Origin of the sequence: Desulfosceptrum tomskiensis (assembly GCF_049818055.1) — a bacterium.
Classification (GTDB): domain Bacteria; phylum Bacillota; class Desulfotomaculia; order Desulfotomaculales; family JASEER01; genus JBFLVT01.
This window is the reverse complement of record NZ_CP187479.1, coordinates 1,574,034-1,593,605: the sequence shown is the minus strand read 5'-3', so window position 1 is coordinate 1,593,605 and position 19,572 is coordinate 1,574,034. Positions and strand designations below refer to the sequence as shown.

Annotated in this window: 24 protein-coding genes; all 24 read left to right on the top strand. The window is 59.7% G+C overall.

The window, feature by feature from the left end:
* Position 1 precedes the first annotated feature (1 nt).
* The 24 genes from ACPV0M_RS08195 to fliY all read left to right on the top strand — a co-directional run bounded on the left by ACPV0M_RS08195 (position 2) and on the right by fliY (position 19,557).
* Entirely contained in the window at positions 2–1,843 is a 1,842-nt protein-coding gene (locus tag ACPV0M_RS08195) for a flagellar hook-length control protein FliK (protein WP_425620175.1), read from the top strand.
* An 18-nt stretch (positions 1,844–1,861) separates the two neighbouring features.
* Positions 1,862–2,311, top strand: a complete 450-nt coding sequence (locus tag ACPV0M_RS08190) for a flagellar hook capping FlgD N-terminal domain-containing protein (protein ID WP_425620174.1) — start codon at positions 1,862–1,864, stop codon at positions 2,309–2,311.
* A 47-nt stretch (positions 2,312–2,358) separates the two neighbouring features.
* A complete protein-coding gene (locus ACPV0M_RS08185) occupies positions 2,359–2,730 on the top strand; it encodes a TIGR02530 family flagellar biosynthesis protein (RefSeq protein ID WP_425620173.1) in 372 nt (123 codons plus the stop codon).
* Between the two features lie 75 nt (positions 2,731–2,805).
* Positions 2,806–3,723: a flagellar hook-basal body complex protein gene (locus ACPV0M_RS08180; RefSeq protein WP_425620172.1), complete on the top strand. Its 918-nt coding sequence runs from the start codon at positions 2,806–2,808 to the stop codon at positions 3,721–3,723.
* 24 nt (positions 3,724–3,747) lie between these two features.
* Positions 3,748–4,233 carry a flagellar basal body-associated FliL family protein gene (locus tag ACPV0M_RS08175; protein WP_425620171.1) on the top strand — a complete coding sequence of 162 codons (486 nt, stop codon included), beginning with the start codon at positions 3,748–3,750 and terminating at the stop codon, positions 4,231–4,233.
* 50 nt (positions 4,234–4,283) lie between these two features.
* Entirely contained in the window at positions 4,284–4,634 is a 351-nt protein-coding gene (gene fliN / locus ACPV0M_RS08170; RefSeq protein ID WP_425620170.1) for a flagellar motor switch protein FliN, read from the top strand.
* Between the two features lie 2 nt (positions 4,635–4,636).
* Entirely contained in the window at positions 4,637–5,020 is a 384-nt protein-coding gene (locus tag ACPV0M_RS08165; protein WP_425620169.1) for a FliO/MopB family protein, read from the top strand.
* A complete protein-coding gene (fliP, locus tag ACPV0M_RS08160) occupies positions 5,013–5,780 on the top strand; it encodes a flagellar type III secretion system pore protein FliP (protein WP_425620168.1) in 768 nt (255 codons plus the stop codon). Before ACPV0M_RS08165 ends, fliP begins: the two co-directional genes overlap by 8 nt.
* A 109-nt stretch (positions 5,781–5,889) precedes the next feature.
* A complete protein-coding gene (gene fliQ / locus ACPV0M_RS08155; RefSeq protein ID WP_425620167.1) occupies positions 5,890–6,162 on the top strand; it encodes a flagellar biosynthesis protein FliQ in 273 nt (90 codons plus the stop codon).
* The gene (gene fliR / locus ACPV0M_RS08150; RefSeq protein WP_425620166.1) at positions 6,152–6,937 is read left to right on the top strand and encodes a flagellar biosynthetic protein FliR; all 786 of its coding nucleotides are present in this window, start codon (positions 6,152–6,154) and stop codon (positions 6,935–6,937) included. Before fliQ ends, fliR begins: the two co-directional genes overlap by 11 nt.
* A 2-nt stretch (positions 6,938–6,939) precedes the next feature.
* Positions 6,940–8,013 (top strand): flagellar biosynthesis protein FlhB, encoded by a 1,074-nt coding sequence (gene flhB, locus ACPV0M_RS08145; RefSeq protein ID WP_425620165.1) that lies wholly within the window; start codon positions 6,940–6,942, stop codon positions 8,011–8,013.
* Between the two features lie 19 nt (positions 8,014–8,032).
* A complete protein-coding gene (gene flhA, locus ACPV0M_RS08140) occupies positions 8,033–10,102 on the top strand; it encodes a flagellar biosynthesis protein FlhA (protein ID WP_425620164.1) in 2,070 nt (689 codons plus the stop codon).
* Positions 10,092–11,210, top strand: coding sequence for a flagellar biosynthesis protein FlhF (gene flhF, locus ACPV0M_RS08135; protein WP_425620163.1), 1,119 nt, complete (start codon positions 10,092–10,094; stop codon positions 11,208–11,210). Before flhA ends, flhF begins: the two co-directional genes overlap by 11 nt.
* Positions 11,191–12,063, top strand: coding sequence for a MinD/ParA family protein (locus ACPV0M_RS08130; RefSeq protein ID WP_425620162.1), 873 nt, complete (start codon positions 11,191–11,193; stop codon positions 12,061–12,063). Before flhF ends, ACPV0M_RS08130 begins: the two co-directional genes overlap by 20 nt.
* Before the next feature lie 3 nt (positions 12,064–12,066).
* Positions 12,067–12,726 (top strand): flagellar brake protein, encoded by a 660-nt coding sequence (locus tag ACPV0M_RS08125; protein ID WP_425620161.1) that lies wholly within the window; start codon positions 12,067–12,069, stop codon positions 12,724–12,726.
* Between the two features lie 2 nt (positions 12,727–12,728).
* The gene (locus tag ACPV0M_RS08120) at positions 12,729–13,502 is read left to right on the top strand and encodes a sigma-70 family RNA polymerase sigma factor (protein ID WP_425620160.1); all 774 of its coding nucleotides are present in this window, start codon (positions 12,729–12,731) and stop codon (positions 13,500–13,502) included.
* Entirely contained in the window at positions 13,492–13,956 is a 465-nt protein-coding gene (locus ACPV0M_RS08115) for a helix-turn-helix domain-containing protein (RefSeq protein ID WP_425620159.1), read from the top strand. Before ACPV0M_RS08120 ends, ACPV0M_RS08115 begins: the two co-directional genes overlap by 11 nt.
* The gene (locus ACPV0M_RS08110) at positions 13,953–14,678 is read left to right on the top strand and encodes a flagellar hook-basal body protein (protein WP_425620158.1); all 726 of its coding nucleotides are present in this window, start codon (positions 13,953–13,955) and stop codon (positions 14,676–14,678) included. Before ACPV0M_RS08115 ends, ACPV0M_RS08110 begins: the two co-directional genes overlap by 4 nt.
* A 92-nt stretch (positions 14,679–14,770) precedes the next feature.
* Positions 14,771–15,262, top strand: a complete 492-nt coding sequence (locus ACPV0M_RS08105; RefSeq protein WP_425620157.1) for a chemotaxis protein CheD — start codon at positions 14,771–14,773, stop codon at positions 15,260–15,262.
* A 59-nt stretch (positions 15,263–15,321) separates the two neighbouring features.
* Positions 15,322–16,128, top strand: coding sequence for a CheR family methyltransferase (locus tag ACPV0M_RS08100; protein WP_425620156.1), 807 nt, complete (start codon positions 15,322–15,324; stop codon positions 16,126–16,128).
* 14 nt (positions 16,129–16,142) lie between these two features.
* The gene (locus ACPV0M_RS08095) at positions 16,143–16,754 is read left to right on the top strand and encodes a chemotaxis protein CheC (protein ID WP_425620155.1); all 612 of its coding nucleotides are present in this window, start codon (positions 16,143–16,145) and stop codon (positions 16,752–16,754) included.
* A 36-nt stretch (positions 16,755–16,790) separates the two neighbouring features.
* Positions 16,791–17,156 carry a response regulator gene (locus ACPV0M_RS08090; protein WP_425620154.1) on the top strand — a complete coding sequence of 122 codons (366 nt, stop codon included), beginning with the start codon at positions 16,791–16,793 and terminating at the stop codon, positions 17,154–17,156.
* A 320-nt stretch (positions 17,157–17,476) separates the two neighbouring features.
* Positions 17,477–18,472 carry a flagellar motor switch protein FliM gene (gene fliM / locus ACPV0M_RS08085; RefSeq protein WP_425620153.1) on the top strand — a complete coding sequence of 332 codons (996 nt, stop codon included), beginning with the start codon at positions 17,477–17,479 and terminating at the stop codon, positions 18,470–18,472.
* Positions 18,472–19,557, top strand: a complete 1,086-nt coding sequence (fliY, locus tag ACPV0M_RS08080; protein ID WP_425620152.1) for a flagellar motor switch phosphatase FliY — start codon at positions 18,472–18,474, stop codon at positions 19,555–19,557. The genes fliM and fliY overlap by 1 nt, the downstream gene beginning before the upstream one ends.
* Positions 19,558–19,572: the final 15 nt, after the last annotated feature.

Sequence of the window (19,572 nt, the reverse complement as noted above, 5' to 3'; positions counted from 1 at the left end):
GTTGTTACCGGGTTTGGTTTTGACACCGAATATGGTCGCGCAGCCGCAGCAACCCGGCTTGGGCGGCGGCCGGAATACCGGGCCGTGCTTTCTGCAGGGGTTGCTGGACGTCCTGGGAATGGGACAGCCCGCTACGGGTCATCCGGCGGCGTTCGCGGCGCTTCCTGCGGCGATACGCTTCGGCGAAGCAGTGTGTCCCGACACGGGAGCTGGTGCCGCAGTGCTCCTCGTTAAGGCGGCAGCCTTTGCGGAGACATTGCCGCCGGCCACAGCAGCGCCCTGCACCGCAAGCGCAGGCCCTGTTGAAGCGCCATTGCCTGCAGTCTCCGACCCGCTGCCGGGTTCCGCATCCCCTTCAGCGGCAAAGTGCCCGGGCGCGCATGCCGACCTCCGCATGCCGGCCTGCGCCTCAACTGCGGGACAGACGGTTGTCGGGTTCCAAGACCCTGGCGGAGAACCTGTCCCGGAACTGGAACAAACGCTGCGGGACGTTGACGCGCCGGGCTTGATACCGTTGCCTGTCGTAAACAGTCCGCCGGTTTTAGATGCTTCGACGGAAACTCCCGTCGGAAGCACGCCGCCGACAAGTACGGGTTGGGACGTTAACATTGAGGCTGTAAAAGCCGCCGGCACTGCCGGACCGCCGCCGGACAGGTTATCCTCGTTGACTGATGCCGCAACCCCGGCCGGATCGGCGGGCGGTCCCGGAGAGGCGGTACAAGCCGGGGATGTTGCCGTGGAGCAAGTTGCCGCCGGAGCGTCATCCCACATCCCTGGCGAGTCCCCATCGTTGCGTGGTCAGCCCGTAACCTTGCGGCCGGTCGTCCAGGTACCGTCTCTGGACTCCCCGGTTCTGACGCCCCTGTCGGCGGTTGATCCGGGTCAGGATGCGAGCCGGGTACCGTCCTCCCCCGCAATGCCGCCGGGCAGGTTTCCGGAGGGGGCAACCGTCGTAAAGCCCCATGTCACAAGCAGCCCTGGCGTTGAGACGGGTACTGTAAAGAATCCGGTTGCGCCCGGCCCGAACGTTTCGGTGCCGGCGGATGCTGTGCTTAAGTCTCCGGCGCTTGCGCCGTCAGGGACGGTGGATGCCGGTCCGCTTGCCGGCCTCGAGCGCCCGGGCGAGGGGTACGGGCGGAACGCGGGCGCGGCGGCTCCCAGGATTATGGACGTATCGGCCGGAACAAGGCCGGGCGGTTTAAGGTCCGGTGGGGAATCACCGTTAATAACCGGGAGAGTCTTTGAAAACACCGGGACCCGCGGGCAGGCGGCGACTCCGGGAACCAGGCCGGAAGGGCTGTTGCCGGGACAGGAAGGCAAGGCGGAGCGACCCGGCGTTCCCGCATTCGTGGTAACCGTGAACGCCCCGGATACGCCGGTTAAGAATGTAGCTAAGGTTGCCGGACCGGACGGTGTCTTCAACACGCAGACTTTTGCCAGTCAACTGGCCGGCAAGGTTGCCAAAGCTGTCGAGAAAGCCAGATGGTTGCCCGATGGGAAAGCCGTGCTGGAAATCCGGCTGGACCCGCCCCACCTGGGGAGCGTGAGGGTGAAGATCGTCTATTCCTCGGCCCAGGACGTGGATGTCAAATTCTTCGCCGCCGAACACGGCGTGAGGGAGGCCGTTCAGCAGGCGCTGCCCCTGCTCAGGGACAGCCTGACGCGTCTTGACATTCATCTTTTAAGCGGGGACGTTTTCCTCGGCGCGGACGGTGAACGCCGGGGGGCGCCCGCGGACGGGGCTGCGGCCCGGATGGCGGATGCGCCGGTCACCGAGGCGCTGCTTGACGGGACGGATGATTGCTTCGGCGGTGCGCCGCGCGGAATCAACCTGCTGGCGTAGATACAAGGAGGTGTGAAGATGGCGGTAGATGCTATCGGCGGGGTTACCCAGGCGCAGCCCAAGGCCGCGCCCCGCAACACATTTGACAAGGACACCTTCCTCAAGGTCCTCGTGGCCCAGCTGCAGCATCCGGACCCGTTTGCGCCGCAGGACATGACGTCGCAGATCGGGCAGATGGTCCAGTTCGGAATGCTGGAGAGGCTCTTCGCCGTGGAACAGGCCCTGGAGCAGATGGGCAAAGCGACGCGGGTGCGCGAGGCCCTGGACCTGCTCGGCAAGGAGGTCGTTCTGAAGACCGAGTCCGGCGAGATCACGGGCACCGTCCGGAAAGTGACCTTTAACGAGGAAGGGCCCCTGATCGTTGTTGGCGGCGAGTCTTATCTCCTGGCCCAGGTAGCCGAGATCAAAGTCCCCGGAACCCAGGAGCCTGCTGCGGAGACCAGCGTTGCCGAAACACAGGCGGTATGACGGGGCAATCGTTTAGCACAGTATGCGAGGAGGTGAGGGTTATCTAGATGGTGGTAAATCGCACAGGCGGCATACCGCCGGCCGGGCCGTCACCGGCCGCACAGGGAGCGGTCAAGAACAGCGGCTCCTTCGCCGAGATCCTGGCCCGCGAGCTCAAGCAGCAGGAGGTTAAGCTCTCGGCGCACGCCAGCCGCCGTCTCAGTGAGAGGAACATCGTTCTTTCACCCGCCGACTTGCAGAAGATCGGCAGCGCGGCGGCCGAGGCCCGTCTTAAGGGTGCGCGGGAGTCGTTGATCCTGTACAAGAACATGGCCCTGGTGACCAGCGTGGCCAACGGAGTCATCGTCACGGCCGTCGTCAACGACGAACGACAGAACCAGGTCTTTACCAACATCGACAGTGCGGTATTGGTCAAGTAGGCAGCCGGCCCGAAAGGAGGCTGCGGGCTGCGGACCGACTGAGGCAGCCCACACATTCCAAGGAGGGTATTTAGCGTGATTCGTTCTTTAATGTCAGGCGTGGCTGGACTGAAGAGCCAGCAGATCCGCATGGACGTCATCGCCAACAACATCGCCAACGTCAACACCACTTCCTTCAAGAGCGGGCGCGTTCTGTTCACCGAACTGTTGAGCCAGAACATCCGCGGCAACTCGACTTCCCAGATCGGGGTCAACTCCATCAACCCTGCCCAGGTCGGCTTGGGAGTGACCGTTTCGGCCATCGACTGTCTGTTCGGGCAGGGGTCGCTGATGGCTACCAACCGCGTCCTGGACCTCACCGTTGACGGCAACGGCCTGTTTGTACTTGCCTCGTTCGATCCGAACGATGTTCAAGGCGGCGTAGTCAGTGACGGGGCTGTACCAACCAAGAACTTCTATACCAGGGACGGCGCCTTCTACGTTAACGAAGCAGGTTACCTGGTCAACTCGTCGGGGTTGTACGTTTTGGGCAATTCTCAGGACATTGCTCCGGATCTTGCCGCGTTCGATGACACGGCTCGTGCGCCGATTCGCCTTTATGACCCTACCACACACGGGTTGGAGACCATCCGCATCACCAGTGACGGCGGCATTTGGGTGACTGTCTACGATGACACTGGTACCCGTTCAAGCGGCTACATCGGTACGATCGGGCTGGACAACTACCCCAACCCCGAAAACCTCATGAAGCTGGGGTTTAACCTTCTGGAGGTTCCGGTTGATGACCAAAACGTTCCCACAAGCACCGGTTGGGGTGCGCCGGAGTCCGGCGGCCGGGGCAAAGCCCTCTCCGGTAACCTGGAGATGTCCAACGTCGACCTCTCCACCGAATTTTCCAACATGATCATCACGCAGCGCGGCTACCAGGCCAGCGCCAGGGTGATCACCGTATCGGACGATATGCTGCGCGAGTTGATCGACATTAAGCGGTAAGTTTCGTAGTAAGGAGTTATGCTGATGCCCGGTTCCGGTGAAGCGCAAGAACCCAAGGCAGTCCCGGCGCCCAGGCGCCGGCTGCCCGTCAAGCTCATCGCTTTAATGCTGGTGTTGCTCATAGTAGGCGGCGGTATCGCCGCCGCCTACTACAAATCTTCTCCCGCCTTGCAGGCAAAAGTGGGATTGAAGCTGCCCAAGAAAGAGGAGAAGTACAAGCTGGTCGAACTCGGCACCATCGTCGTCAATCTCGCCGACGTCCAGACAGCCCGCTATCTCAAGATCGGGTTGGCGATTTCGATCCCGGAGAAAAAGGCCGAGGAGATCCACGAGAAGGACGTGCAGATCAAGGACCGCATCATCAACATCCTGCGCCGCAAGACGGCCGCCGAAATCCTGGCCGTGGACAAAACCGACGATCTGCGCAAGGAACTGCTGGACCAGGTCAACAGTGAACTGCACGGGTTCAAAGCCAAGGAAATTTATATCGTCGAGTTCCTCGTCCAGTAACGGTTGGAACGGGGGGATCAGCACTGCGGAAGAGCGAGATCAGCACCTTTTTGTCGGCGCTCAGCGATGAGGGGACGACGGTCCACAAGGTGAGTTTCCCCAAGCTGGACAGCCAGACGCCGGCTCCGAAAGTCAAGAACAGTCTCCGCTACCTGGAAGACGTGAAGCTCAGCCTTTGGGTGGAACTGGGCCGGAAGACCATCCGCGCCGGTGATATCCTTCAGCTTGAAGAGGGTTCGGTGATCGAACTGGAAAAGGCGGTCGGGGAAGCCGTCAGCGTTTACCTCAACGACCAGCGTTTTGCCAGGGGTGAGGTCATCGTTCTCGATGACTCCTTCGCCGTGCGCATTCACAGCATCTTAGCGCCGCGGGCTTACCAGGCCGGGGGAGCGAAGAAATAACGATGGATCTGCTTGGCGCTGTATTGAGGCTGGTGGTCGCTCTCCCGCTGACTATCCTGTTGATCTACGTGTGTTTCCACTTCCTGGCTGCGGCGAAGCCGGTGGGATGGACGGGCAAGCGTCGGATGCGGGTCATCGAGCAACTTCCCCTGGGAGGCAAGTCCCGCATCAGCCTGGTTAGGGTAGGCGGCGCCTATTACTTGCTGGGGCACGGCGAGAACGGCACCACCCTGTTGAAGGAGTTCCAGGACCTGCCCGAAGCCTTCGAGTGGACTCCCATCCAAGAGGGTTTCCCCGAGAGGCTCTCGATAAAGCCTTTTTTACATTTTTTACGCCGTACCGCAAAGAGATCCGGCGAGGGACTGGGGAGGCCGCCCGGTGAGTAGGTTAAGACAACTGATCCTCCTAACGGCGGTTATCGCCGCCTTCTTGGCTGCCGGGCCTGCAGCGGCGGCGCCCCCCGAGACGCTGACGCCGGTGCCGGGGGTCAACATCAACGTCAGCCAGCCCGGGTCGCCGGCTGAGATGGTCAAGACCGTCCAGATTTTCATTTTCCTGACCATCCTGTCCCTGCTCCCGGCTTTCCTGGTGATGGTGACCTCTTTTACGCGGATCGTGATTGTTTTATCGTTTTTACGCACGGCGCTGGGAGCCCAGCAAGCTCCGCCCAACATGGTCCTGGTGGGCCTGGCCCTGTTCCTTACCTTTTTTATTATGGCTCCGGTATACAACGAGATCAACGAACAGGCCCTGAAGCCTTTCGTCGAGAACAGAATCACGCTCGAAACCGCGCAGGAAAGGGCGGCGGCCCCCCTGCGGGAGTTCATGTTGAAGCAGACGCGGGACAAGGACCTGGAACTGTTCGTGAAGATGGCCAAAATCCAGAAACCGGACAAGGAGAGCCTGCCCATAACGGTTGTCGCCCCGGCCTTCGTCACCAGCGAGCTGAGGACGGCCTTTCAGATGGGTTTCTTGTTGTACCTGCCCTTCCTGGTGATCGACATGGTGGTGGCCAGCATCCTGATGTCGCTCGGCATGTTCATGGTTCCGCCGGTGATGATGTCACTTCCTTTTAAAATCTTGCTCTTCGTGCTGGTCGACGGCTGGTACCTGGTCGTGAAGTCACTGGTAGAAAGCTTCGCTTAGCTGGCATTCAGCGTTCAGCATTCGGAATCAAGCAATACCCTTTCAATAAAGGTTCCAAATCCGAGTGCCTAATGCCGAGTGTTGAGTGCTGTATAACGGAGGGATGCACATGGCTACCTCGATAGCCCTGGAACTGGTGCAGAAGTCACTGATGATGATCCTATTGCTGGCCGCCCCGCCCCTGCTGATCAGCCTGGCGGTCGGCCTGGTCATCAGTATCCTGCAGGCGACGACGCAGATCCAGGACCAGATGATCCAGTTCGTGCCCAAGATCATTGCCGTACTGCTGGGCCTGCTGCTGTTCGCGCCCTGGTACATCAACGTCATGCTGCGTTTTACGGGGGACATCTTCTTGAGGATGGCTGACGTGCGTGCCTGGTGAAATATTCGGCCTGGGTATGGACCGGCTGGCGCTGTTCCTGCTGGTGTTGACGCGGGCGACCGCCTTTGTCGCCGTCTGCCCCGTGTTTTCGGCGCGGATGGTCCCTCCCCTGGTGAAGACCGGGCTGGGACTGATGCTGGCGCTGGCGGCTCTACCGCTTATTCCGGCGGCGCCGCCGGCAACCGATCACTGGTTGTCCCTGTCCCTGGCCATCCTGGGCGAGGCCGCTATAGGCGTGGGCTTAGGACTATTTGTCAGTCTCGTCTTCTTTGCGGCCCAGGTGGCCGGTTCCCTGGTGGGCCTTCAGATGGGCCTGGCGATGGCCGAGTTCATCGACCCGTCGAGCGGGGGGCACAGCATTGCTCTGGCCCAGTTTTTCTACCTCTGGACGCTGGTGCTGTTCCTGACGGTCAACGGGCACCACGCCCTGATCGCCGGCCTGATGAAGAGTATCGAGATCGTTCCCCTCGGTCACGGGGTACTTACCGGGGAGCTTACGCTGTATATCATTGACAAGTTTGCCGAGATGTTCGTCGTAGCCTTAAAGATTGTAGGACCCCTGATCGCTATACTTTTCACGGCCGACGTGGTTATGGGGCTGATGTCCCGCCTGGTCCCGCAGATGAACGTTTTCATGCTGGGTTTCCCGATCAAGATTTTCGCGGGTTTTATGGTGATCATGCTGACCGCGCCCCTGATTAACTGGCTGCTGCAGAAGACATTCGCCCAGTTGAGCGCGGACTGCCTGACCGTTATCCGGTACCTGGGAGGCTGACCTTGGCAAACGACGCCGGACAGAACAAAACCGAACAGGCGACGCCGCGGCGGATCCAGGAAGCCCGCCGCAAGGGACAGGTGGCGAAAAGCCAGGAGCTTACCGGCGCCTTCGTTCTTCTGTCGCTGGTCACCTTAATGGCCACCAGTTCCGAATGGTACATCGAGCAGTTTTACAGGCTCTTTACGCTGCACCTGAGGAGTTTTTCGACCTTCAACGTGGACGAAAGGAGCCTGGTTTTCCTGGTTCAGATGGAACTGTACAACATGCTGGTCCTGCTCGCCCCCATGCTGGCGGTCGCCCTGATCATCGCCGTTCTGAGCAACCTGGCCCAGGTCGGTTTCCTTTTCGCTCCGGGAAGCCTGGCGCCGAAGCTCGAAAGGATCAGCCCGGTCAGCGGGCTGCAGAGGATTTTCAGCACCAGGAGCCTGTTCGAGTTGGGGAAGGCCTGCGCCAAGGTGCTTGTCGTGTTTATCCTGGCCTACCTGATACTGAAGGCGCACATGCTGCAGCTTTTCACCCTCACCGCCACGACTCCCGCGGCGGGTTTTGTTACCGTCACGAAGCTGCTGGTAAAGCTGACGGTCACGGTCGGAATCGGGTACCTGGTGCTGGCGCTGGCCGACTTCGCCTACCAGCGCGTCACCTACAACCGCAGCCTGATGATGACGCGCACCGAGTTGAAGGAAGATTTGAAACACGCGGAAGGCGACCCCTACCTCAAGAGTTGGATCAGGCAGCGGCAGCGGCAGATGGCCCTGAACAGAATCCGCCAAGAGGTGCCGCGGGCTACGGTTGTGGTGACCAACCCGACCCACTTCGCCGTGGCGCTACGCTACGAGGGACACAAAATGGCCGCCCCTCAGGTGGTGGCCAAGGGCGCCGACCGGATGGCCGCGCTGATTAAGGATTTGGCCCGAGAACACAACGTTCCCGTTGTGGAAAACAGGGACGTTGCCCGGTACCTCTACTGGAAAGTCGATGTCGGGAAGGAGATCCCCGTACAGCTATATCAGGCGGTGGCCGAAATCCTGGCCTTCGTTTACAGGCTGAAGGTGCAAAAACGGGCGGGCTAAATAACTGAGAGAGGTAATCATGGCTGAGTCACTGCTTAACCCGGCAGGATTAAGACGGAACCTGGACTACTTGGTGGCAGCCCTGATCATCGGCATCGTACTGCTGATCGTCATCCCCCTGCCCCCGTTTGCGCTGGACGTGCTGTTGATCGTCAGCATTACCAGCGGGTTGCTCGTCCTGCTGATCACGTTGTTTACGACCGACCCCCTGCAGTTTTCGGTTTTCCCCACGCTGCTCCTGGTGCTGACGCTGTACCGGCTGGCCCTGAACATCTCCTCCACCCGCCTGATCCTGGGCCAGGCCGCGGCTGGTAACGTTATCGACGCCTTCGGCCAGGTGGTCGTCGGGGGAAGTTACATCGTCGGTTTTGTGGTCTTTCTGATCATCACCGTTATCCAATTCGCCGTCATCACCAACGGCGCGGGGCGCGTGGCCGAGGTAGGGGCCAGGTTCACCCTCGACGCCATGCCCGGCAAACAGATGGCTATCGACAGCGATTTCAACGCCGGCCTGATTACGGAAGAAGAAGCCCGCGAGCGGCGGCGCAGGCTCCAGCGCGAGGCGGACTTCTTCGGGGCGATGGACGGCGCTTCCAAGTTCGTCAAGGGGGACGCGATCGCCGGCCTGATCATCACCTTTATCAACATCATCGGCGGTTTCATTATGGGCGTCGCGGTGATGGGCCTGTCGATCGGCGATGCCTTGCGCACCTATACCATCCTGACCATCGGCGACGGTCTTGTCGCCCAGCTTCCCGCGGTGCTGGTATCTACGGCGGCGGGCGTGCTGGTTACGCGCGCGACTTCCGACGCCAGCTTCGGTTTGGAGATTTCGAAACAGCTGACCCGTTTCCCCAAGGTGCTCATGGTCGCTTCCGGCATCCTGGTCGCCATGGGGCTCTTCCCGGGCATGCCCAACCTGCTGTTTCTCACCCTCGGCGGTGGACTCGGCCTCATCTCCTATAACATGGTCAAGACCGAACAGACCAGGGTCGAGCAGCAGGCTGTGGCGGCCAAACGTCCCGCGGAACCGAAACCGGAACCGGAAAACGTCCTGAAGTACTTTCAGGTCGATCCGCTCGAGGTGGAGATCGGCTATAACCTTGTCGTTCTCGCTTCCGAGGAACAGGGAGGGGACCTCCTGCAGAGAGTGGCGACCGTGCGGCGGCAGAGCGCTCAGGACCTCGGCATTTACGTGCGGCCCATCCGCATCAGGGACAACCTGCAGTTGAAGCCCAACAGCTACGTCTTCAAGCTGCGCGGGGTGGAAGCGGCCCAGGGCGAACTGATGCCCGGCTACTACCTGGCGATGAGTCCCGGCGGCGGCGGGAGCATCAGGGGCATTCCGACCAAGGAGCCGACCTTCGGCCTGCCGGCCTGGTGGATCACCGAGAAGGAGAGGGAACAGGCCGAGGCGCAGGGCTACACCGTTGTCGATTGCGTTACGGTCCTGATCACCCACCTGTCGGAGTTCATCAAGCGCCAGGGGTGGCAGCTCTTAGGCCGGCAGGAACTGCAGGAGCTCCTCAACGTGGTCAAGGAGAAGAACGCGGCCGTCGTCGAGGAACTGGTGCCCAACCTGCTGACCCTGGGCGAGGTCCAGAAGGTGCTGCAGAACCTCCTCAAAGAGGGCGTACCCATCCGCGACCTCGTAGGCATCCTGGAAGTCCTGGCCGACGGGGCCAGGGTCAACCGGGACGTTGACTTCCTGACGGAATCGGTGCGCCAGGCCCTGGCGCGCACGATCTCGCTGCAGTACGCGGACGAAAACAAGAAACTGCCGGCGATTACGCTCCATCCGCGGCTGGAGCAGGCGATTACGGAATCCATCCAGTTGACTTCTTTCGGCAATTACCCGCTGCTTGAGCCCCAGGCGGCGCAGCGGGCGGCCAAAGCCATTGTCAGCGCTGTCGAAGAAGCCGGCCGGCGCGGGGTTGTTCCGGTCGTTCTCTGTTCCGGCAGAATCCGGCTGCCGCTGCGCCGCTTCCTCGATCACCACGGCGTGACGGTTCCCGTTCTCGCCCTTGCCGAGGTAAGCAACCTGGTGGAACTGGAAGTATTGGGCACGGTGATGTGGAATGAAGATTAAACGCTACCTGGCGCGCGACATGCGGGAGGCGCTGGGCCTGATCAAAACCGACCTGGGTCCCGACGCGGTGATCATTTCAAGCCGCCGGGTCAGGGCCCGCGGGCTGGCGGGCTGCCTGAAGCCCCGGTTTCTTGAGGTCACCGCCGCCCTGGATACGCCCACGGCCGCGCTTGCAGCGGGCGGTCCGCCGGGGCTGCCGCGCCTGCCGGAACCGGAAACCCTGGAAGAGAATATCGGCCTGCTGCAAGAACTGGCCGAGGTTAAAAGTCTTCTGGCCAAAGTCGTGCTCCGGGACGAACGGGAGCAGTCCCACGATACCCACCTCTGGGTGGACTTCCTGGTGCGGCGCGAGGTGGACGTTCAGGTCGCACGGAGGATTGTTCGGGATGCGGCTGAAAGGCGCGGGCTTTTAAATGACAACACCGAAGCGTCTATCGAAGAAAACCTTGAGGGGGCGATCACCGGTTTGGTGGCGGACCTCTACCGGGATCTCCGTCTGAAGAAGGTGATCGTTTTCGTAGGGCCTACCGGCGTGGGCAAAACGACGACACTGGCCAAGCTGGCTGGCCAGCTCGTCCTGTTCGGGCGGTCGGTGGCCATCGTTACCATCGACACCTACAGGATCGGTGCGGTCGAGCAGATCAGGACCTACGCCGAGATCATGGGCGTACCGCTGGAGGTCGCCCATACACCAGCGGGATTTAAGGAAGCCCTGGCACTGCACGACAACAAGGACTACATTCTGGTCGACACTGCGGGAAGGCCGAGTTACAGCTATCAACAGGTAATGCAGACGAAGGAATTTACCGATGTAATAGATAAGGGATTGGATGTCGTGCTGGTGCTCAGCGCCCCTACCAGGGCCGCAGATCTGGCCAGGCAGGCCGAAGATTTCGCGCCACTGCGGTGTTCCAAGCTGATCGTGACGAAGATCGATGAAACACAAACTTTGGGTCCGATCGTCAATCTCGTGGAACTGACGCAGAGGCCGGTCGTCTACGTTACGAACGGCCAGAGCGTGCCGGACGATATAGAGGCCGTCAACCCGGCGAAGCTGGCTTCCCTGGTTCTGCAAGGGGGTGGGCGCTGTGCTGGATCAGGCACATAACCTGCGCCTGGCTATGCAGCAGAGGTTTGTCGGGAAACAGCACACAGTCGAGTCCGCCTCGCGTGTGATCGCGGTCACCAGCGGGAAAGGCGGGGTGGGCAAGACCAGTATCGCCGTCAACCTCGGTCTGGCCCTGGCTAAGGCCGGCAAGAGGGTAGTGCTGGTCGACGCGGACCTGGGTCTGGCCAACGCCGAGGTGCTCCTGGGGACCACGCCCCCGTTTTCCCTCTTCGACGTCTTGTATCGGGGGAAGGACATCGGTGAAGTGGTCTGGGAAACGACCTTCGGCCTGAAACTCGTTTCAGGGGGTTCGGGCATCCAGGAAATGACCAGCCTCGACCAGGCCATGCGGTCCCACGTGCTCGAATCCTTTAAGAGGCTGGGGGCAATGGCCGATTTCCTGCTGATCGATACCGGGGCCGGTATCAATAAGACTGTGCTGGGTTTTGTGGCTGCGGCCCGGGAAGTGCTTTTCGTGGTCACGCCCGAGCCCACGTCCATAACCGACGCCTACGCGCTGATGAAGGTTCTGGCCGAGAACAGAGTGCGTACCGACGCGTCGGTCGTCGTAAACCGGGCGAGGAACAACGCCGAAGGGCTGCTGACAGCGAAACGTCTCGCTTCGGCCGCCGGGAGGTTTTTAGATTTCCAGGTCAGCCATGCGGGAACGGTTGTGGACGACGCCGTTGTCGCCCAGGCGGTCCGGGACCAGGAGCCCTTCATCGTCAGCAACCCGAAGGCGCTGGCTTCAAGAAACATCGAGCATATCGCCCTGACCCTGGCAGGTGAGGGCGGGAAAGGAGTAGGAGCCGTAGAGTCTTTCGTCAACAGGCTCTGCCGGTTGTTTGCTTAAACGATGCAGCACTTGGTTCCCGGGCTCAAACTCGAAGTCGCCAAGCTGTCCGATCCGTCGGAGTTCTACGTTGCGGCTTTATACGAAGTCCTCGACGGCTTTCTGGTGTTCACCTGTCCGTACCAGCAGCGCGCACCCCTGATCCTGGAGCCGGGCGACGAAGTACAGATCCGGTTCCGGGGAGGAGACGCCGTTTACGCGTTCGAGGCGACGATACACCAGAAGGCGGCCGGGGATACGCTCTTATATGTTGTTGCCCATCCTTCTTCGGTAAGGCGTATCCAACGGCGCGAATTTGCGCGGATAAATACGCTTTTCGGCATCCGTGTCTGGCCGTCTCCGGAGCACAAGGCGCGCGGTGCCGGGCATGAAAACGCCCAGGTCATCAACATCAGCGGCGGGGGGCTGCGTTTTACAGGTCGTAAGCGCTATGCCCTGAACCAGTTGCTTGCCGTGAACTTCGTCCTGCCGAGGTCAAAGGTGCAAAGGCCCATTGAGGCTACGGCGAAGGTGGTAAGAACCGAGCCGTGGGAGAAGGACATGAGGTTTTCCGAGGTCTCAGTCTACTTTAAAGACATCAGCATCGGCGACCAAGACCGGATAGTCGGGTTCATCCTCGGGGAGATGAGCAGGCAGAAGTCTCTGCTCGTGAGAGGTGAATAGGCTTGACTGTAGAAGAAACCTGGCAGAAGTATTTGGAAACCCGCAGCAGCGAGCTGCGTGAAGAACTGATCCTGGAGCACCTGCACCTGGTAAAGCACATCGCCGGGCGCTTGGCCGTCCGTCTTCCGGCTTTCGTCGCCCAGGAGGACCTGGAGGGATGGGGCGTTTTCGGGCTGATCGAAGCCGTGGAGAAATATGACCCCTCGCACGGTACTGACTTTCAGGGTTACGCCTACTACCGCATCCGGGGGGCGATGCTTGACGAGATCAGGAAACTGGCCTGGGTTCCGCGCTCCCTGTGGCAGAAACTCCAGCAAATCAACGCGGTGCGCGAGACAATCGAACACGATTCCGGGCTGCCGGCGACAAACGAGCAGGTGGCCGATACGCTGGGCCTTTCCCTGAGCGAGTATCACCAGTTGATGGCCCATTTTCAATCGACCTCGCCGATTTCCCTGGACGAGCCGTTTACGGCCGGGGACGGGGACCACGTGTCCTGGACTGATTTTCTGGAGGACGAAAGCAGTCCCGATCCCTTGAACTCTTTGCTGGACAAGGAGTATAAAGAGACCCTCGTCGAGGCGATCAACCTGCTGGGCGAGCGGGACAAGCTGATTCTCGCCCTGTACTACCAGGACGGCTTGACTTTGAAGGAAATCGGCCTGGTGCTCAACGTCTCCGAATCGAGGGTCTGCCAGTTGCATACCAAGGCCATCAACCGGCTGCGCAAGATAATCGTGGAATTGGAGAAAAAGGGGAACCGCGATGCCAAGTAACTTGCTTATGGACAGCCCCCTGGTGTTCAGCCTGACCTATATCGGCGCCATCTTGCTGCTGTTCCTGGGACTGGCGTGGCTGGGCTGGGTGCTTATCCGGCGCAGGGGTCAAAGACGGCGGCAATTTGAAGGCGAGCTCGCGGCGGCGGTTGAGGAACAGGTCGACCTTAACGAACGCCTGGACAAAATCGCGGCCGAACTGGCCGCGTTCAGAGCCGCCCTGGAGGGTGTTAAGGATGGCCTGGCCAAGGTGGAGGTCCAGTTGGAGTCTTTGAGTGTTGTGGGCATACCTTACAACGGCACGGTCCCTTCGCTGGCGGAGGAGGTGGCCAGGGCCTACGAGAAGGGCAAGAGCATCGAAGACCTTGCCCGGGAATTGGGGCGGGGTCAGGGGGAGATTGAACTGATGCTGAAGATGCACAAGATGCGCTTGAAAGGGGGCTGTACGTTTTGATCAGGGGTCTACAAACCTCGTTCCTCGGGCTGCAGGCCACCCAGCGCAGGGTGGACGTCACGGCCCACAACATAGCCAATGCTTCGACCACGGGTTTCAGAAGGCAAAGCGTAAGCCTTCAGGAAGGACATCCGGCCGCTGCGAGCGCCGATGCAGGGGGTCTCTATCCCGGCGTAACCGTCGTGGGGCCCTTTACCGATTTCGCGCCGGGGGCCGTCGTGTCGACGGGAGGGGCCTTGGATTTCGCCATCCGGGGGGAAGGGTTTTTTGCCGTACAGCAGGGTGACGAGACCCTGTATACGCGCAACGGAGCCTTCAGGCTGGACGCCGAGGGCTACCTGGCCGTACCTTCCGGGGCCAGGGTTCTGGGCGAGGCGGGCCCCATCCAGTCCGAGTTTCGGGACATCGAGATCCTGGCGGACGGCACCGTTAAAGTTTCCGGCCAGATTGTCGACAAAATCAGTATCGTTACTTTTTCTGACAATAATGAGCTTGCGCGGGTCAGCGACGACCTGTACCGCGCCGGAGCCGGAACCGAGCCGCAAAGCGCGGAGGCAAGCGCGCTCATCCCGGGCGCGCTCGAAGCGCCGAACGTCGACCTGGCTACCGAGTTTGTGGAGTTGATCCAGGCGTCCCGCGCCTATTCCGCTAACCTCAAGGCCGTGCAGGCCGAGGACGAGCTCAGCGACCGGGTGATCAACCAGGTCGGTGTCTTGCGCTAGAAAGACCTTGAAAATCGGCTATAAGCATTAGCATTATAAATCAGTGAGGGTGGCCTGTGATAACGAAACCCAAGTCTGCTGGCGAATCCAAAATGGAAGACACCGCCCTGGATGTGCACGTGGGCATAGCTGACTATGCCGTTACCCGCGCGCCTTACCGGCTGACGACCCTCGGCCTGGGCTCGTGCATCGGGGTGGTGATCTACGACGAGGGCCTGCGGCTCGGCGGCCTGGCCCATATCATGCTGCCGAGCAGCGCGGGGTTTACGGTGGCGAAGCCGGCCAAGTTCGCTGATACCGGCATACCCGCGCTGATCAACGAACTGGTGAGAAACGGGGCGCGTTTAAGGCTGCTCAAAGCCAAGCTGGCCGGCGGTGCGCAAATGTTTTCGGGTGCCGGAAACCAGGCCATCCTTTCCATCGGCGAGAGGAACATCAAGGCTGTCTACGAAGCCCTGGCCAAACAGGGGATTCGGGTCGCCGGGGCGGATGTCGGGGGCAACCGGGGACGGACCCTGATCTTCGATACGGTGACGGGGCTGACCGTGGTTAAGACATTGGGCGGTCCCGCCGTGGAGATTTAGGAAACGCTGCGGTATGCAGCAGGTCCTGGTCAAGTCTTGCCGGGGGAAGTTGATAACGAGTGAGTTTAAGTAAGCGAGCAATGGATTTTGAGGAGTTTCGCATCAAGGTCAAGAGCCATCTGGGTTTTGACCTGACCAGCTACAAGCCTGCCCAGTTGCAGCGCCGGCTGGAAAGCTTCATGGCCCGCAAGAGGGTTTCCGGCTACGAGGAGTATTACAGGCTTCTAAGCCGGGACGCCAACCTGCTCGAAGAACTGGTCAATTACCTTACAATCAATGTAACCGAGTTCTTCAGGGATATCTCCGCCTGGCAGCGGCTGGAAAGAGAGATCCTTCCCCGGCTCGCCGCCGAATACAAGCCCTTGCGGATATGGAGCGCCGCCTGTTCCAACGGGGCCGAACCCTATTCCCTGGCAATCATGCTTAAGGAACTGGGCATCAACGGTCGGTCGATAGAAGCCACCGACATCAACGAAGAAGTTTTACAGCTTGCCGCCGCCGGGAGGTACCCGCTGTCTCTTTGCCGCAATATCAGCGCCTCTCGGATGCAAAGGTACTTTACGCAGTCCGGGGATACGGCCGTCGTCATCCCGGAGATCCGGCGGATGGTTAACTTCCGGCGCCACGACCTTTTGAAGGACGCGATCAGCCAGGGGTACCACCTTATCGTCTGCCGGAATGTACAGATATATTTCACGCGTGAAGCCCAGCTGCGCCTGAACGAAAGGCTCGTAAAGGCGCTTGTCAACGGCGGGGTTCTTTTCATCGGGGCCAGCGAAAGTATCCTGGACTACAAGCCCCTAAGCTTGGAGAGGTTGGCCCCGTGTTTCTACCGCAAAAACATAGTTTTGACAACACTCTCTTAGGCAGGAGGCGCTCAATGAAAAAAGTCATCCAAGAAGCGGACCTGGACATCCTGCGTGAAATGGGCAATATCGGTGCGGCGCACGCCGCCACGAGCCTGGCGTCTCTTTTACAGTGCCGGGTCGACATGTCCATCCCGAGGGTCTATCTCCGTTCCATCGAGGATGCGGCGAAGGTCATCCCGGGGTCGGACAAGCCCGTGGCCTGCGTCTTCTTTTCGCTGGAGGGGGACATCCAGGGTTACATCGCCCACGTCATAAACGCGGCCGGGGTGGCCAATCTGGCCGAGCAGTTGATCGGCCCCGGCGTGGAGATAGGCACAGCTCCTGATGCAATGACCGGTTCGATGATCTCGGAAATCGGCAACGTCTTGACGGGGGCCTTCTTGAACGCCATCGCCGATATGACCGCCATGAGCATCCTGCCGTCCACGCCGCTCTTCGCGTTCGACATGGTCGAGGCGATTATGGCCACGCTGCTGTCGGCGATTTGCGGGGACGCCGATCAGGTGCTCCTGTTTGAAACCGTCTTGAAGAAGGAATCCGGTGACATTGACAGTCACTTATTGCTTTTGCCCGATGAGGGCAGCCTGCAAAAATTATACGATACCGCATTGAAAAGGTTTTAGGCCATTATTTTAGGTTTCAGGAGGAGTGAAGGATAGTTGTCTAAGAGGGTACTTATCGTTGACGACGCGGCCTTTATGCGTATGATGCTCCGGAACATCCTTACCAAGGCCGGATACGAGATTGTCGGCGAAGCCGAGAACGGCAGGACAGCCCTGGACTTGTACAAAGAGCTGAAACCGGATGTCGTCACAATGGATATCACGATGCCCGAAATGAACGGCATCGAGGCGGTTAAGGCTCTCAAGCAGGTCGATCCCCAGGCCAGGATCGTCATGATCAGCGCCATGGGGCAGCAGGCCATGGTTATGGAAGCGGTGCAGGCGGGCGCCAAGGACTTTATCGTCAAGCCTTTCCAGCAGGACCGCGTCCTCCAGGCCATCGAAAGCGCCCTAAACCGGTAGAATAAGGAAGTCAGAGGCCAGAAGTCAGATGTCTGAACAGATGAAGGAATCGCGGATGCGATTCCGGGTTCTGACGTTAGTCAGAGGCCAGAGGTCAGATGTCAGAAAGGGTGAAATCTGTTCCCCTGGGCTCTGGTTGGCACCTTAGCCCTGAAAACAAGGTATCTGGACTTAAAAGCGGTGTGGAATTCATCCTGCGATTCGTCTTGGGGTTAGGACATTCTTTCTCCGGCCGCTGATCTAGCTGAGATTATGTAGTGAATTTCCCAGGGATCCGACTTCTGGCTTCCGACTTCAGACTTCTTTATGGGGGTGAAGGTTTGACGAAGGAGACTCTGTCCCAGGGTGAAATCGACGCCATTCTTGCCGCTTTATCCTCGGGAAAGGTCAAAATAGACGACTTTAAGGAGACAAAGAAAGAGGCGCAGTGCCGTCCCTACGACTTCAGGCGGCCGAACAAGTTTTCCAAGGAGCACCTGAGGACTTTGCAGACCCTTCACGACAACTACGCCCGTATCCTTTCCAGTTTCCTTTCGGGTTATTTAAGGGCCAACGTCGTGGTACGCGTCGCCTCGGTTGACCAGTTTACTTTTGACGATTTCGTGCGCTCGGTGCCTACGCCCACGCTTTTGACGGTTTTCAGTCTCAAGCCGTTGAAGGGCATGGCCGTTATGGAAATGAACCCGCAGTTTCTTTTCCCGGTTATCGACCTTCTTTTCGGGGGACCGGGCGAGCTGCCCAGGCGGGTGCGCGACCTGACCGATATCGAAATGGCGGTGATGCGTAAGCTGGCTGCCAAGCTTCTGGAAAACCTTGGGTTTGCCTGGAATGATGTTTACAAGGTTGAGCCGGAGATCGAATCCCTAGAGACCAAGCCCCGGCTGCACCAGATTATCTCACCGAGCGAAATCGTGGCCGTGATTACTTTTACCACCGTTGTGGGGGATGGTACGGCACGGGGGCTGATGAACCTTTGTCTTCCGCATATCACTCTCGACCCCATGCTTTCCTACCTTTCGAGCTACCGCCGTTACGAAACAAACGCCCTGCAGGCCGAAGGCGACGAAGCGGCTAGAATCCAGCAGTGGATTGAACGAGCCTCTGTCTCCTTAACGGTCGTGACGGGCGAAACGGAGATATTGGTGAGGGATTTCCTGCAGTTGCAGGTAGGCGATGTGGTGCCGATCAACAGGCGCGTTACGCAGGACCTTGATCTCCTGGTTGAGGACGTTTGCAAATTCAAGGTCCAGGCGGGGGTTTTGGGACGTTACAACGCGGTGCAGATTACATCATTCAAGGAAATGGGAGAAGCTTAATGGATAATGTCTTAAACGATGCGGAACGCGAGGCTTTGTTAGGCAAATCCGGGGGCATGGAAGGCTACCTGACGCCGGAGGAAAGCGATGCCCTGGGGGAAATCGGCAACATCTGCATGGGCTCGGCGTCCACCGCTCTTTCTATGCTGTTGAACCGGCAGGTTAAAATTACCAGCCCGAAGGTATTCATTAGTAATAAAGAAGAGTTTCTCCGTACGTTTGAAGTTCCGCTGGTAGCCATCCAGGTGGTGTTCACTGAGGGGATTGAAGGTTCGGCCATGTTTGTGATCAAGGCTCCGGATGCGGCCGTCATCGCCGACCTGATGATGGGTAATGACGGAACCTCGCCTCCCCAGGAGCTTGGAGAGATGGAGATCAGCGCTGCGGCCGAGGCCATGAACCAGATGATCGGCAGCTCTTCCACCGCTCTGGCGTCGCTGGTCGGCCGGCCCGTCAACATCGCCCCGCCGAACGCCATCTATTTGGACGTTGACGGGTCGGCTGACGGCATCCCCTTTGATCTCAACGACCCTATGGTTGTCGTAGCCTTCAAAATGACGGTAGAGGATTTGATTTCGACTGAAATAATGAACATCATGTCCGTTCCGACGGCCAAGCAGGAGGCGGCGCTGCTCCTGAACAGCATCGGGGCGGAAGCGGGGGAAACCGTCCAGGAGAGCAGGGAGTGGGATCTCGAGCCGGCTCCCCCGCCAGGCGAGCAGGCGGCCTCGGCTGTTGAGGAGCAGCCTCGTCCCCAGGCAGGTTTACGGGAACAGCCGCCGAAAGAGAAAGAGGCCGCCGGATTTTCAACGGTGATCGAAGACGACAAGCTACGGCTTTTTATGGATATCCCCTTGAAGGTTTCGGTTATTCTCGGCCGCACCAAGCGCCCGGTGAACGAGATCCTCTCCCTTGTGCCGGGAAGTATCGTCGAGCTCTCGTCGCTTGCCGACGAACCTGTCGACGTCCTGGTCAACGACACGGTGGTGGCCAGGGGAGAAGTCGTCGTCGTCAACGAGAATTTCGGGGTGCGCATCACCAGCATCCTCAGCCCCGAAGAACGCATCAAGCATCTTCGCTCATGACAATAATTTAAAGTT